Annotated in this window: 10 protein-coding genes and 1 pseudogene; 4 read left to right on the top strand and 7 right to left on the bottom strand. The window is 59.0% G+C overall.

The window, feature by feature from the left end; genetic code table 11:
- Positions 1–117 precede the first annotated feature (117 nt).
- Both I2E69_RS08390 and I2E69_RS08385 read left to right on the top strand, forming a co-directional pair.
- Complete coding sequence (locus tag I2E69_RS08390) at positions 118–2,958, top strand: PD-(D/E)XK nuclease family protein (RefSeq protein ID WP_195460723.1); 2,841 nt, start codon at positions 118–120, stop codon at positions 2,956–2,958.
- 8 nt (positions 2,959–2,966) lie between these two features.
- A pseudogene (locus I2E69_RS08385) lies at positions 2,967–3,532 on the top strand (sugar O-acetyltransferase).
- Here the strand turns inward: I2E69_RS08385 and I2E69_RS08380 are convergent.
- Genes I2E69_RS08380 through I2E69_RS08365 form a run of 4 tightly spaced genes read right to left on the bottom strand, consistent with a single transcriptional unit; the run spans position 3,527 to position 6,494 of the window.
- Positions 3,527–4,084, bottom strand: a complete 558-nt coding sequence (locus I2E69_RS08380; protein ID WP_195460719.1) for an HAD family hydrolase — start codon at positions 4,082–4,084, stop codon at positions 3,527–3,529. The pseudogene I2E69_RS08385 and the gene I2E69_RS08380 overlap by 6 nt on opposite strands.
- A gap of 6 nt (positions 4,085–4,090) precedes the next feature.
- Positions 4,091–4,507, bottom strand: coding sequence for an MmcQ/YjbR family DNA-binding protein (locus I2E69_RS08375; RefSeq protein WP_195460717.1), 417 nt, complete (start codon positions 4,505–4,507; stop codon positions 4,091–4,093).
- A gap of 12 nt (positions 4,508–4,519) precedes the next feature.
- Entirely contained in the window at positions 4,520–5,470 is a 951-nt protein-coding gene (locus I2E69_RS08370; protein ID WP_195460715.1) for a M23 family metallopeptidase, read from the bottom strand.
- Position 5,471: 1 nt separating this feature from the next.
- Positions 5,472–6,494, bottom strand: a complete 1,023-nt coding sequence (locus I2E69_RS08365; RefSeq protein WP_195460713.1) for a M23 family metallopeptidase — start codon at positions 6,492–6,494, stop codon at positions 5,472–5,474.
- 263 nt (positions 6,495–6,757) lie between these two features.
- Between I2E69_RS08365 and alaS the strand changes: the two genes are divergently transcribed.
- Together alaS and gpmI are read left to right on the top strand one after the other, a co-directional pair.
- The gene (gene alaS, locus I2E69_RS08360; protein WP_195460711.1) at positions 6,758–9,379 is read left to right on the top strand and encodes an alanine--tRNA ligase; all 2,622 of its coding nucleotides are present in this window, start codon (positions 6,758–6,760) and stop codon (positions 9,377–9,379) included.
- Between the two features lie 152 nt (positions 9,380–9,531).
- Entirely contained in the window at positions 9,532–11,058 is a 1,527-nt protein-coding gene (gene gpmI, locus I2E69_RS08355; RefSeq protein WP_195460708.1) for a 2,3-bisphosphoglycerate-independent phosphoglycerate mutase, read from the top strand.
- Positions 11,059–11,160: 102 nt separating this feature from the next.
- Here gpmI and I2E69_RS08350 read toward each other — a convergent pair whose 3' ends face one another.
- Genes I2E69_RS08350 through I2E69_RS08340 form a run of 3 tightly spaced genes read right to left on the bottom strand, consistent with a single transcriptional unit; the run spans position 11,161 to position 13,208 of the window.
- A complete protein-coding gene (locus tag I2E69_RS08350; protein WP_195460706.1) occupies positions 11,161–11,616 on the bottom strand; it encodes a YbjN domain-containing protein in 456 nt (151 codons plus the stop codon).
- 41 nt (positions 11,617–11,657) lie between these two features.
- Complete coding sequence (locus I2E69_RS08345) at positions 11,658–12,155, bottom strand: prolyl-tRNA synthetase associated domain-containing protein (RefSeq protein WP_195460705.1); 498 nt, start codon at positions 12,153–12,155, stop codon at positions 11,658–11,660.
- Positions 12,156–12,158: 3 nt separating this feature from the next.
- Positions 12,159–13,208: a glycosyltransferase family 2 protein gene (locus tag I2E69_RS08340; RefSeq protein ID WP_195460703.1), complete on the bottom strand. Its 1,050-nt coding sequence runs from the start codon at positions 13,206–13,208 to the stop codon at positions 12,159–12,161.
- Positions 13,209–13,211: the final 3 nt, after the last annotated feature.

Genomic DNA, 13,211 nt, shown 5'->3' with positions numbered 1-13,211 from the left:
TCATGCTGGCAGGGCGGCGTCCTGCTGCCGGGCGGCGTATATGCGGTTTTCGGCGGCATATGGATGCCTGACCCGTCCCCACCGTCCCGCCTCGGGCGGGGGCTTATTGGTTTTGCTATGAAAACTTTCTTATTCGAAGTCGCCCGGGACCTTTACGAACGCTATGGCGAAGGGCTTTCCGAGAGGGCGATGCTCTTTCCGTCGCGGCGTGCACGGCTGTTTTTCGTCGATGCCCTGACGGGTATCGCCGGGCGTCCGATGTGGCAGCCCCGGTGGGTGACGATCGACGACCTGATGGCCGAAATATCGGGTCTCAGGACCGGCGACCGCGTACGGCTGATCACCGAACTCTATAAAATCTATTCGGAGTACCACGCCGAGCCGTTCGACAAATTCTACTTCTGGGGCGACATGCTCCTGACGGACTTCGACACCATCGACAAGTATCGGATCGACGCTGGGATGCTGTTCCGCAACATCTCGGAGATCAAGGAAATCGAGGCCGATATTTCGTACCTCACCCCTGCGCAGTTGCAAATCCTGCGTTTCTGGTCGACGCTCGCAGACGAGGCCGACCTCTCGGAGGAGAAGCGCCGCTTCCTGGCGATCTGGAAGACGCTGGGACCGGTCTACTGCCGTTTCCGCGAACGGTTGGCCGAACTGGGTATCGCCTACAACGGCATGGTCCAGCGGGCCGCCGCCGACCGTATCCGCGAAGGCGGTTATGCGTTCCCCGAACCGCGGCAATACGTCGTGGCGGGTTTCAACGCCTTGTCGGAGTGCGAAAAACTGCTTTTCAAATTCCTTTCGACCGCCGCCGAAACCGATTTTTACTGGGATTACGACTCCTATTACAAGGACGACCCCGAGCAGGAGGCCGGCATGTTCGTCCGCGAAAACGTCGTGCAGTTTCCCCCGCGCGGAGCCGTGTCGTACGACAACATGCGGCAGGCGAAGCAGTTGACCGCCGTGGCCGCCGTGTCGAATGCCGTGCAGTGCAAGCATGCCGCAGCGATCCTGCGCGAACTGGCAGCCCGGGGGCCGCTGGACAAACGTACGGCGGTGGTGCTGACGGACGAAAACCTGCTCCTGCCGCTGCTCTACGCCCTGCCGCCCGAGATCGGGAAGGTCAACGTCACGATGGGTTATCCGCTGCGGGCCAGCCTGGCCTACACGTTTATCGAACGCCTCGTGGAGTTGCAGGCCCACCGCCGCAAAAAGGGTGCGGGGTGCACCTTCTACCATGCCGACGCCGTCGGTATTCTCGCCCATCCCTATGTCTCGGACAGCGATGCCCGCGAGACCCGGACGATGCAGGACGAAATCGTGCGCGAACGGCGCATTTCGGTCGACGCCGCGTGGCTGGGACGGAACGAACTGCTGCGGCTGATCTTTTCGCCTGCCGCCGAGTGGCGCGAATTGTCCGACTGGCTCTTGCTGGTGGTGGCTGCTGTGGCCCGGTTGCCCTACGAGGGCGATGATGCGCGGCAGCGGGTGGAGTTTCTGGCTGTAATTTCGGGGGAAATTTCCAAACTCCGCAACTCGCTCGACGAATGCGACATTTCGCTGACGCCGGAGGTATACACGTCGCTGCTGCGCCGCCATTTGCAGACCATGCGCATCCCCTACGAAGGCGAGCCGCTGGAGGGGGTGCAGATCATGGGTATCCTCGAAACGCGTAACCTCGATTTCGAAAACGTTGTTCTGCTCTCGATGAACGACGACAATTTCCCGGGCAACCACATGGCGCAGGCGTCGTTCGTGCCCTACAACCTGCGGGCGGCTTACGGACTGCCTACGCCCGAGCACCACGAAGGGGTTTACGCCTACTATTTCTACCGCCTCGTGCAGCGCGCCGGACGGGTGTGGATGCTCTACTGTTCGCATGCCGACGACAAATCGACCGGCGAGCCGAGCCGTTACATCTACCAGCTCGATTACGAGAGCGGATTTCCGGTCCGCAAAGTGGAGGTGGGCGTCGATGTCAACCTCGCCGAAACGGCTCCGATCGAGGTGGCCAAGGACGAGGGTATCCTGCAACGCCTCGAACGCTTCACCGATCCCGAATCGAAGGCTACGCTCTCGCCGACGGCATTTTTCCGCTATGTGGCCTGTCCGCTTCGCTTCTACTTCCACTCCGTGGCGCGGCTTCAGGCCGACGACGAGATTTCCGAGGAGGTCGATGCCCCGATGTTCGGCACGATCCTCCACGCCGCCGTGCAGAAACTCTACGCCCGGATCGTGGGCGAGGCGCACCCCGGCGAAACCCTGCGGGCGATGATCCGCACGGGAGAGATCGCAACGGCGGTCGAGGCGGCGATCAACGAGAATTATTTGCAGGACCCTGCGGCCACGACCGACGATTATACGGGCAACCTGCTGTTGGTCAAAGATATCGTCATCCGCTACCTGCGCGGCGGAGTGATGCCTTACGATGCCGCGCACGACGGCTTCACCGTTACGGGCTTGGAGCAGGAGGTGGCGTATTCGTTTCCGTTCCGGGCGCAGGACCGCGAAATGCGGGTCAAATTCGCGGGTATCGCCGACCGTATCGACGCCCTCGACGACGGAACGCTGCGCGTAGTCGATTACAAGACCGGGGCCCCGCACCTGGAATTTGCCGGGGTGGAGAGCCTTTTCCGCGGCGAGGGCAAACAACGGCTTTCGAACATCCTCCAGACGCTTCTCTATGCCATGATGCTTTACCGGACGCGGGGCGTCGACGCCGAGCCTGCGCTTTACTACGTGCGGGCGATGAACCGCCCCGACTACCTGCCGACGCTCGACGACCGGGAAACCGGTGTCCGCGGCGGTCGCTATACGCTCTACGCCGGACCTTTCGAACAGCTTGTCCGCGAGACCCTTTCCGAGTTATACGACCCGGCCGTGCCGTTCCGCCAATGCGAGGACGCCGACACCTGCAAGTTCTGCGATTTCAACCTGATCTGTAAACGATAAGACGACCGATGACTGAAAAGGAAAAGATGCTTTCGGGCGGCCGTATGACTGTACGGACCCCGTGTTGCTGGCGCGCTGGCACGAAGCCAAGCGTTTGCAGTCGCAGTACAATGCTACGCCGACGACCGATACGCTCCGTTTGTCCGCACTGCTCGATCTTCTGCTCGGTTCGCGGGGCGGGAATGTCTGGATCGCCGCTCCTTTCTTTGTCGATTACGGCGAGAATATTCATTTGGGGCGCAATGTCGAGATCAATATGAACTGCGTCTTTCTCGACTGCAACCGGATCACGATCGGCGATTATTCGGGAATAGGCCCCGGGGTACATATCTACACCGTGTTCCATCCTACGGAACCTGCCGAACGGCTTTCGGAAAAGAGTCCGTTGTGGCGGTCGCAGACGGCGCCTGTCACGATCGGCCGCAATGTCTGGATCGGGGGACGGAGCGTTATCCTGCCCGGGGTCGAGATCGGCGACGGGACGACGGTCGGTGCGGGGAGTGTGGTCACGAAATCCCTTCCTGCGAATGTCCTCGCAGTGGGAAATCCCTGCCGGGTGATCCGGAAACTATAATTTCACGACGAAATACGACGCGCCGCTGCGGCGCGCAGCCTCGATGCCGATTTCGGAATCTTCGAAGATCAGCGTCTCGCGGGGCGTGCAGCCTTCGCGGCGCATGGCTTCCAGAAAGCAGTCCGGGGCGGGTTTGGGGTGCTCCACGTCGGCGCCCGAGAGGATGCCGTCCACGCCGTCCGTAATTCCCAGGTGGCGCATCACGTTGTCGATATTGGCCCGGCTGCCCGTTGAGACCACCCACACGCGGCCTCCGTCGGCGCGGAACCGTCGGCAGAACTCCCACAGCGGTTCGTTGAGCCGCACGGTGTCGAAAAACGTGGGGTAGAGGGCGATCTTGCGCAGCCGCAGCCGTTCGCGTTCGGCGGGGTCGGCGATCCCGATCCGCGTGAGAAACTCGTTGCACCGCATCCCGAAATAGTTGGCGGCATACTCTTCCTCGGTGAGTGTGTAACCCGCTTCACCGAGGGCGGCGACGTAGGAGAGCGTGTTGGCCCGCCGGGTGTCGGCCAGCGTGCCGTCGAAGTCGAGCAAGAGAAGGCGTATCTGCATGGAATCCTATTTTTTGGCCGCCAGTTCGTAGCTGCGGGCGATCAGCGCGGCGATCTCCGCAAAGGGTACGACGCCGTCCAACCGGACGGTGAGCCACGTGCGCTTGTTCATGTGGTAGCCGGGGAAGTAACGCTCGAAGTCGAGCGACCGCGCCATGGTTTCCGCATCGGCCCGAATGTCGAGGATCTCCATTCGCTCTGCCGTCGGGAAGCCCAGTTTGTCCGATTGTACCGTCAGCAGCGCCGCATACCATTTGGCGTTGTCCTGCCGCCGGAAGACTGCGTTTTCCGGGAACTTTTCCCAGAGGAATTCAGGCTCGTCGCCCCATGTGGCGCGGATGTGCCGGATTACCTGTTGCGTCTGTGCGTTCCGAAAGACCTCTTCGTGCGAAAAGCCAAAATTCCGAATCCATTCGTTGTCCATATCGACCGTGTTTTAATCGAACGATTGCATACCGGTCTGGGCAATGCGCATCAGGCGTTGGTATTCGGTGGGGGTCAGTTCCATGAAGAAGTAGTGGATCGGGTCGACGCGCATGCCGTCCAGCCGCACCTCGTAATGGAGGTGGGGGGCCAGCGAGAGGCCTGTATCGCCCGAAAGGGCGATGATGTCGCCGCGCCGCACGGTCTGGCCCTTGCGGACGTTGATCTTCGAGAGGTGGCTGTACGAGGTCTCGTAGCCGTTGCCGTGGTCGATCACCACGGTCTGGCCCTGCGTCGAATTGCGCTGCCCCACGTCGCGCACCACGCCGTCGGCCGTGGCGAAGACGCGTGAACCCTCGGGAATGGTGTAATCCACGCCCTGGTGCGATTGCAGCGTCTTGTAGAAGGGGTGGATACGCATGCCGTAGGATGCCGTGAGCAGCGTCAGCTGCTTGTTGATCACGGGTTGGATCGAAGGAATGTTGTCGCATTTGCGGCCCGCCGTGTCGATGCGCGCCTGCAACTCGAGGTATGAGGCGTTGAGCGCCTCGAGCCGCTGTTCCATCTCGTTCACGCCTTCGCGCAGTTCGCGTTTGAGCTGGCGCGTCGAACGGCCCACGATCTTTTCGTAGGTCGAACTCAGTCGTTTTTCGTGCTCCGAGTCGAAGTCGTAAGGCTCCGATTCGAAGAGGATGCGGAAGACGTTCCGGTCGCGCTCCGAGAGGTTGCCGAGGACCGTTTGCAGCGAGTCGTAGCGTTCGGCCAGCGTTTCGTATTCGCGGCGCAGGCGGTCGGTCGAGTGCTTCATCTGGTATTCGAACGGCGTGTCGAAGAAGATCGAGAAGCCCACGTAGTAGAGCACGGCCATGCCCAGCCACACGAAGAGGTGGACCGTGGCGCGGATAATCCGCTGCTTGCGCCGCTTGCGCCTGCGCAGACGCTCTAAATCCTTCTTTCCTGCCATGTCAGAGCTTTTCGAAATTGGTTTCGCGGATGTTCTCCATCAGGCGTTCGTACTCCTCGGGACTCATGTCGCGGTTGAAATAGTTGATCGGGTTGACGGGCACGCCTTTGTGGATCACCTCGTAGTGGAGGTGAGGCCCCGTCGAACGGCCCGTATTGCCCGTCCGGGCGATGATCTGTCCGCGCGTAACGCGTTCGCCGGGCTCCACGAGCACCTCGCTCAGGTGGGCGTAGCGCGTTTTGTAGCCGAATTCGTGGTTGAGCAGTACCTGCTTGCCGTAACCGCCGTTGAAACTGTTGGCCGAAGCGATTTCGACGACGGCGTCGCCCGTGGCGTAGACCGGGGTTCCCCGGTCGCAGCCGAAGTCGATGCCCGTGTGCGGCCGGATGTAACCCAATACGGGGTGCATGCGGCGTGCGCTGAAAGCGCCGATGTGGTTGTTATGCAATGCCGAGCGGTCGATGGGCCAGATGGCCGGAACTGCCGCCGAGAGCTGCTCCTTGTTTTTCGAGAATTGCTGCAACTCGTCGAACGAGACCGATTCGAGATAGATCATCCGCGCCAGTGCGTCCAGTTGCCGCCAGGTCCCGACCAGCAGCGGTGCGTAGTCGTCGTCGGCCAGGGAGGCGTATTTCGAATCGGGGTAGGGCTGCCACACGCCCGGGATCGAGAGCGTATCGGTCGAGAAAAGCGAACGGTAGACGTAATTGTCGCGGTGGCGGATTTCGTCGACACGCTGTTGGGCGGTGCGGATGCGGTCCTGCAGGATGCGGTATTTGATCACCGTCTCGCGGTTGTCGCGCAGGATGCGGTACATTTTAGGGGTGTAGAAAAAATAGGAGAAGACGACGTTGACGATCGACACGAGAATAAATCCGATCAGGATTTTACGGATCAGGCGGTAGGTCCGCAGCCGGAACGGGGCCGTCACCACGCCGCGCGTGAGAGCCTGCGCCTCGTGCGTCAGTTCTCCTGCGCCGGACCGAAGAGTTTCGGTCCCGAATCTGTGCCGTTTTTGCCCCATCGCGGAAAATATCTCCTTTAAAGAATCTGTGTAAATTTGTTAACGAAATTATTTTATAGCTATTTTACTGCTATTTTTTACTCCTGAATGAGGCGAATAGTGGTTCCTATTTAACGAATCCAGGAGTAAAAAAGAGTGGTGAAAGAGCATAAACAGAATGAATTTAATAAATTTAAACCGATTCTAAGATGCAAATTTAGTTTAAAATGTGTAATTTTGCAACCCGAATCGAATAACGGAAAAATAGGATAAATCAATATATCATGGAATCGAATAAAATTCGCCAGGCTTTTCTCGACTTCTTCGAGTCGAAGGGGCACGTTATCGTGCCTTCGGCCCCGATGGTCGTCAAGGGCGACCCCACGCTGATGTTCACCAATGCGGGTATGAACCAGTTCAAGGATATTTTCCTGGGCAATGCGCCCCGCAAATATCCGCGTGCGGCCGATACGCAGAAATGTCTGCGCGTGTCGGGTAAGCACAACGATCTGGAGGAGGTCGGCCACGACACCTACCACCACACGATGTTCGAGATGCTGGGCAACTGGTCCTACGGCGATTACTTCAAGAAAGAGGCGATCGAATGGGCCTGGGAGTTGCTGCACGATGTCTACGGGTTGCCCGCGGAGCGAATGTACGCCACGGTGTTCGAAGGTTCTCAGGAGGACGGAGTGCCGTTCGACCAGGAGGCTTACGACTACTGGCTCCAGTTCCTTCCGGCCGACCACATCATCCGCGGCAACAAGCACGACAACTTCTGGGAGATGGGCGAAACGGGTCCCTGCGGCCCCTGCTCGGAGATTCACTTCGACCTGCGCGACGAAGCGGAGGTGGCCCTCAAGCCGGGCCGCGAGATGGTCAACACGAGCCATCCGCAGGTGATCGAAATCTGGAACCTCGTCTTCATGCAGTTCAACCGCAAAGCCAACGGTTCGTTGGAGGACCTGCCCGCGCGCAATGTCGATACGGGTATGGGCTTCGAACGCCTGTGCATGATCCTGCAAGGCAAGAAATCGAATTACGACACCGATGTTTTCCAGCCCACCATCGGCCGCATTGCCGCGATGTCGGGCAAGAAATACGGCGAGGACCAGAAGGCCGATGTGGCCATGCGCGTGATCGCCGACCACCTGCGTGCCATTGCGTTCTCGATCGCCGACGGCCAGCTGCCGTCGAACGTCAAGGCGGGATATGTCATCCGCCGCATCCTGCGCCGCGCCGTACGTTACGGCTACACGTATCTCGGCTTTACCGAGCCGGCGCTTTGCCGCCTGGTCCCCGGACTGGTCGAGCAGATGGGCGGCCAGTTCCCCGAACTGAAGGCGCAGCAGTCGCTGATCGAGAAGGTGATCGAGGAGGAGGAATCCTCCTTCCTGCGTACGCTGGCCACGGGTATCAACCTGCTGGACGGCGTGATTTCCAAGACCAAAAGCGAAGGCAAGGAGCTCATTTCGGGCAAAGACGCTTTCGAACTTTACGATACTTTCGGCTTCCCGATCGACCTGACGGAACTGATCGCCCGCGAACAGGGGGTCGGTGTGGACCTCGCTGCGTTCGAGAAGGAACTACAGGCCCAGAAGGAGCGTTCGCGCAACGCCGCCGCCGTCGATACCGACGACTGGGTGGAGTTGTTCCCGATCCGCGAGAGCGTTTTCACGGGTTACGACACGCTGACCGAAAAGGTCCGTATCGCCCGCTACCGCCGCGTTACCTCGAAGGGTAAAACTTCTTACCAACTGGTTTTCGACCGTACGCCGTTCTACGGCAATTCGGGTGGCCAGATCGGTGACATCGGCTTTATCGAGAGCGCCAACGAGCGCATCCCGGTCGTCGCCACCGAGAAGGAGAACGGCCTGATCATCCACATCGTCAACCAGCTCCCGGAGAATCCCGAGGCCGGGTTTACGGCGAAGGTAGACCCCGAGAAACGACAGGCCGCGGCCAACAACCATACCGCTACGCACCTCATGCACGAGGCTTTGCGCAAAGTGCTCGGTCAGCATGTCGAGCAGAAGGGTTCGATGGTTACGCCCGAAATCCTGCGCTTCGACTTCTCGCATTTCCAGAAGGTTACGACTGAGGAGTTGCGCGAAGTGGAACAGCTTGTCAACCGGGCTATCCGCGCCAACTATCCGCTCGAGGAGAACCGCGAGGCAACCAAAGAGGAGGCTGAGAAGTGCGGCGCGATGATGCTCTTCGGCGAGAAATACGGCGACAAGGTCCGCATGGTCCGTTTCGGCTCTTCGGTCGAGCTGTGCGGCGGTACGCACACCAGTGCTACGGGTAATATCGGCCTCTTCAAGATCCTTTCGGAGAGCGCCATTTCGGCCGGCGTGCGCCGCATCGAGGCCGTTACGGGCGAGCAGGCCGAGAAGATCCTCTACGCCGCCGAAGATACGATGCGCAATATCGCCGAGTACCTCAATAACCCGCAGATCATGCAGGCTGTGAAGAAGATGCTCGAAAGCAACGAGACCCTTTCGAAGGAGGTCGAGTCCATGCGCCGCGAGCAGGTGGCCCAGTGGGCCGACAAGATCGCTGCTTCGACGCCCGAGCGTCACGGCATGCAGGTTTTCGCCACGCAGACCGATCGCCGTCCCGACTTTGTGAAGGATTTGGCCTACAACCTGCGGCAGCGTTCGCCCAAACTGGTCTTTGTCGTCGGTTCCGTCTGGGAGGAGAAGCCGACGCTGACGGTGATGCTGGGCGACGAGATCACGGCCCACGGCGTGAACGCCGGAGCCGTCGTACGTGAGGCCGCAAAACTCATCCAGGGCGGCGGAGGCGGACAGGCTTTCTTCGCAACGGCCGGCGGCAAGAATCCCGACGGCTTGCAGGCCGCCATCGACAAGGCTGTGGAGCTGATCGGGGCGCAGGTGAAATAATTGTGTGGTTTCCGTCCGCATTCCGGTCGCGATGCGATAAGCCCTTCCCGAGGGAAGGGTTTGGGATGGGGTCAGACTTGTAAACGGCGCCACAGGCGACGAATACAGCCTCCGGAGGCAATAAAACGGTAGTAATTAAAACAGAGCAAGATATGAATAACAAGGTATTACTTATGATTCTCGACGGCTGGGGAAACGGCCGTCACGATAAAGCGGACGTTATTTCGACCGTACATCCCGAATACATTTCGGCCATGACGGCGAAATATCCCCATGCCGAACTGCGTACCGACGGCGAGAACGTCGGTCTGCCCGACGGACAGATGGGTAACTCGGAGGTGGGCCACCTCAATATCGGGGCCGGCCGCGTGGTTTACCAGGACCTCGTGAAGATCAACCGCGCTTGCCGCGACAACTCGATCATGCAGAACGCCGAGGTGAAGGCCGCGTTCGAGTACGCCAAAAAGAACGGCGTGAACGTTCATTTCATGGGACTGGTTTCGGACGGCGGCGTGCACTCCTCGCTGGAACACCTCTTCAAACTCTGCGACATCGCTGCCGAGTACAAAATTGAAAATACCTTCGTGCACTGCTTCATGGACGGCCGTGATACCGACCCGCGCAGCGGCAAGGGGTTCGTTGCCGACCTGGAAAAACACATGGCGGCATCGACGGGCAAAATCGCTACTGTCATCGGCCGTTACTATGCCATGGACCGCGACAAGCGCTGGGAGCGTGTAAAAATCGCTTACGACGCGCTGGTGAACGGCGTTGGCGAGCGCTCGTCGGACATGGTCGAAGCTGTCCAGAAGTCCTATGACGAGGGCGTTACGGATGAGTTTATCAAGCCTTTCGTGCGTATCGACGAGAACGGACAGCCTGTCGGCATGATCCGTCCGAACGATCTGGTCATCTTTTTCAACTACCGCAACGACCGCGCCAAAGAGCTTACCGTCGTGCTGACGCAGGAGGATATGCCCGCCGAGGGAATGCACACCCTGCCGCTTTACTACTGCTGTATGACTCCCTACGATGCCAAGTTCACGGGCCTGCACATCCTTTTCGACAAGGACAACGTGCCCAACACCATCGGTGAGTACGTTTCGAAGCAGGGTCTCAGCCAGTTGCGCATCGCCGAGACCGAGAAATACGCCCATGTGACGTTCTTCCTGAACGGCGGCCGCGAGGAGAAGTTCGAAGGCGAGGAGCGGATTCTGGTAGCTTCGCCCAAAGTGGCTACCTACGACCTCCAGCCCGAAATGTCGGCTCCGGAAGTGGCTGACAAACTGGTTGCCGCTCTCAACGAGCAGAAGTTCGATTTCATCTGCCTGAACTTCGCCAACGGCGACATGGTAGGCCACACGGGTATCTACGAAGCTATCGAGACGGCCGTGAAAGCTGTCGACAAATGTGTGGCGAAGGTTGTCGAGGCCGCCAAGGCCAACGGTTACGAGGTTGTGCAGATCGCCGACCATGGCAACGCCGACAATGCCGTCAATGCCGACGGTACGCCCAATACGGCGCACTCGCTCAACCCCGTGCCCATTGTGGTGGTTTCCGACCGCGTGAAGGCCGTGCACGACGGCATCCTGGCCGACGTAGCTCCTACGGTGCTGAAATTGATGGGGCTGGAGCAGCCTGCCGAGATGACGGGAAAAGCCCTGGTGGAACTGAAATAACAGGAAACCCTTCCTGCCTGAAAAAATCCCGCTCGGAAAGAGCGGGATTTTTTGTTTGCCGGGCCATTTCGGAATGAACAGGCGACGGATTATGTGCGTCTGTTACTCTTCGGCAACCATTGTTTTGAATTCTTCGACCCATATCGGAATCAGTTGCAAGGAATATGCAATTTGGGTTTCCGTATTCGCCTGGTTGTCGGAGATGAACTCCATGCTGATGGAGTAGTAGTTTTCCGGGTTACTCCGGGAAGCTATACACTTGGCGATAAATTTGTTCCGGTTGAAGGCATTCGATTTTTCCAGCAATTTTTCGTATGGGATTTCCGTCTTGAAAGCTGTGGTTACCTGGACAACGTTGCAGCCGAGCCCGACCTCTCTTGCGATCGCGTAGCAGGTAATTCCCTGTACTTTAAAAGCAATATGTCCGTCCTCGTCGGTTGTCGGGGTGTAGCCTTCGCTTTTCAGATAAGAGCGGATGATGTCCTGTGTGCTCTGTTGTGCCTGCAGTGTGAAAAACGTTCCGGCGAGCAGAAGCAGAACGAGTGATAATTTCTTCATATTTTTCGTTTTGATGGGTTTTGTGCTCAGAAAATAGCGGCTTACTGTTCGTATAATTCGATGAATTCGTAGGAATTGCCGACGGCCGTGAGGTATTTCAGGAACTCTTCGCGCGGGATGACTACCGTCGCCCGGTTGTCGTTGGGGTGGAACGAGTAGGCGGGGCAGTCGCGCAGGTTGGCGTCGAGGAACAGGTGGACGTGGTTGTCCGGATCGTTGATCAGCCCGAAGGGCGACACCGAGCCGGGACGCAATCCCAGCCAGCGTTCCATGCGCTGCTCCGAGGCGAACGACAGTTTGCCCTGCCGCAGGCGCGCTTCGAGGTCGTGGATGGCCAGCGACCGCTCCGAATCGAATGAGACGAGGTAGTGGCGGTTGCCCTTGTGGTTGCGGAAAAAGAGGTTCTTGCAGTGCTTCGAGCCGTCGTCGCGCCACCATTGACGGGCTATTTCGATGGTCGGGGCTTCGGGGTGTTCGTACCACTCGTATCGGATGCCGTGGGCGTCGAGAAAATCGAAAACAGGTTGTTTGCGGTCCATGGTTCAGGCATTAAAACGTCCGCGCAGGCGCAGGGACGATCTGCGCAGCGCGATTCGGAAATAAAGTAGTGTGCAGGGTAATCCTCCCCGTAAAATACAGTCCAGTAAAGTGCGTTTCAGCAGTGGGTGGTAGCGGGGCGTATAGGTTTCTGCGCCGAACAGTTCCGGGCGCGCAGCGATTGCTTCGAGGACCTTCCTGCGGTTGCTGAAACGGATGTTGTTCACCGCCCGGAGCAGCGTATCCCGGACCAGGCTCTGCCGCAGGGCGAACAGATATGCCTTGTCCTCGATGCCGAAACGTTCGGCCAGTTGCGGTATGAAGCGATCCAGCCGTTCGGCGGCATCGATGAGTTTCCAGGCCGGCATAGGCCTTGTGCTGAGTGTGTTCCGGTCACGGCGCATATAGTGCATGTAGATGCCGCTGCGCCAGACGACCGACTGCATCCGGCTGATGCAGGTGAAAAAGAAGAGATGGTCTTCGCGGGAGCAGAGGTGCTCGATAAAGCGGATTCCGAGGCGGCGAAGCGTTTCTGTGTGGTAGAGTTTGCAGACACTGCATCCGTCTTGTAGGAATCGCTGGCCAATGGCCGCGGTGGAATTGTCCCCGATGGTGAAGGCGGCATCGTCGTAACCGAACAGTATCTGGTCCGGTCCGGGCGGCTCAGCTTCGGAGAAGTCGAGCCGGATACCCTGTATAACGACCATGTCGGGCTGCGGGGTGTGACCGCGGAAAAACTCGGCCAGGAATTCCTTTTCGGCCCAGTCGTCGGCATCCATGAAGGTGATGAAACGTCCGCGGGCGTCGTCGATGCCGGCGTTGCGGGCTGCGGATACCGACGCTTCATCCAGCGTCCGGGTCCGGATACGCCCGGGGTATTTTGCGGTATAACGAGTGCAGCATTCCCGCGAATCATCTGACGAGCCGTTTTCGACCAAAATCAGTTCGAAATCGGTGTAACTCTGCTCCATCAGGCTTTCCACGCATGTGCCGAGGTAGCGCGCTGCATTGTGGACCGGGATGACGACAGTGAGGTTGGGTTCGGGTTGGGCCATTTG

Source organism: Alistipes sp. D31t1_170403_E11 (genome assembly GCF_015553985.1).
GTDB classification, from domain to species: Bacteria; Bacteroidota; Bacteroidia; order Bacteroidales; family Rikenellaceae; genus Alistipes; species Alistipes montrealensis.
The sequence above is the reverse complement of the archived record's forward strand: the minus strand, read 5'-3'. Positions and strand labels throughout refer to the sequence as shown.

Excerpts from the sequence above, each read along its gene's own strand:
- I2E69_RS08390 (WP_195460723.1), top strand. The coding sequence starts at position 118 with ATGAAAACTTTCTTATTCGAAGTCGCCCGGGACCTTTACGAACGCTAT.
- I2E69_RS08380 (WP_195460719.1), bottom strand. The coding sequence starts at position 4,084 with ATGCAGATACGCCTTCTCTTGCTCGACTTCGACGGCACGCTGGCCGAC.
- I2E69_RS08375 (WP_195460717.1), bottom strand. The coding sequence starts at position 4,507 with ATGGACAACGAATGGATTCGGAATTTTGGCTTTTCGCACGAAGAGGTC.
- I2E69_RS08370 (WP_195460715.1), bottom strand. The coding sequence starts at position 5,470 with ATGGCAGGAAAGAAGGATTTAGAGCGTCTGCGCAGGCGCAAGCGGCGC.
- I2E69_RS08365 (WP_195460713.1), bottom strand. The coding sequence starts at position 6,494 with ATGGGGCAAAAACGGCACAGATTCGGGACCGAAACTCTTCGGTCCGGC.
- alaS (WP_195460711.1), top strand. The coding sequence starts at position 6,758 with ATGGAATCGAATAAAATTCGCCAGGCTTTTCTCGACTTCTTCGAGTCG.
- gpmI (WP_195460708.1), top strand. The coding sequence starts at position 9,532 with ATGAATAACAAGGTATTACTTATGATTCTCGACGGCTGGGGAAACGGC.
- I2E69_RS08350 (WP_195460706.1), bottom strand. The coding sequence starts at position 11,616 with ATGAAGAAATTATCACTCGTTCTGCTTCTGCTCGCCGGAACGTTTTTC.
- I2E69_RS08345 (WP_195460705.1), bottom strand. The coding sequence starts at position 12,155 with ATGGACCGCAAACAACCTGTTTTCGATTTTCTCGACGCCCACGGCATC.
- I2E69_RS08340 (WP_195460703.1), bottom strand. The coding sequence starts at position 13,208 with ATGGCCCAACCCGAACCCAACCTCACTGTCGTCATCCCGGTCCACAAT.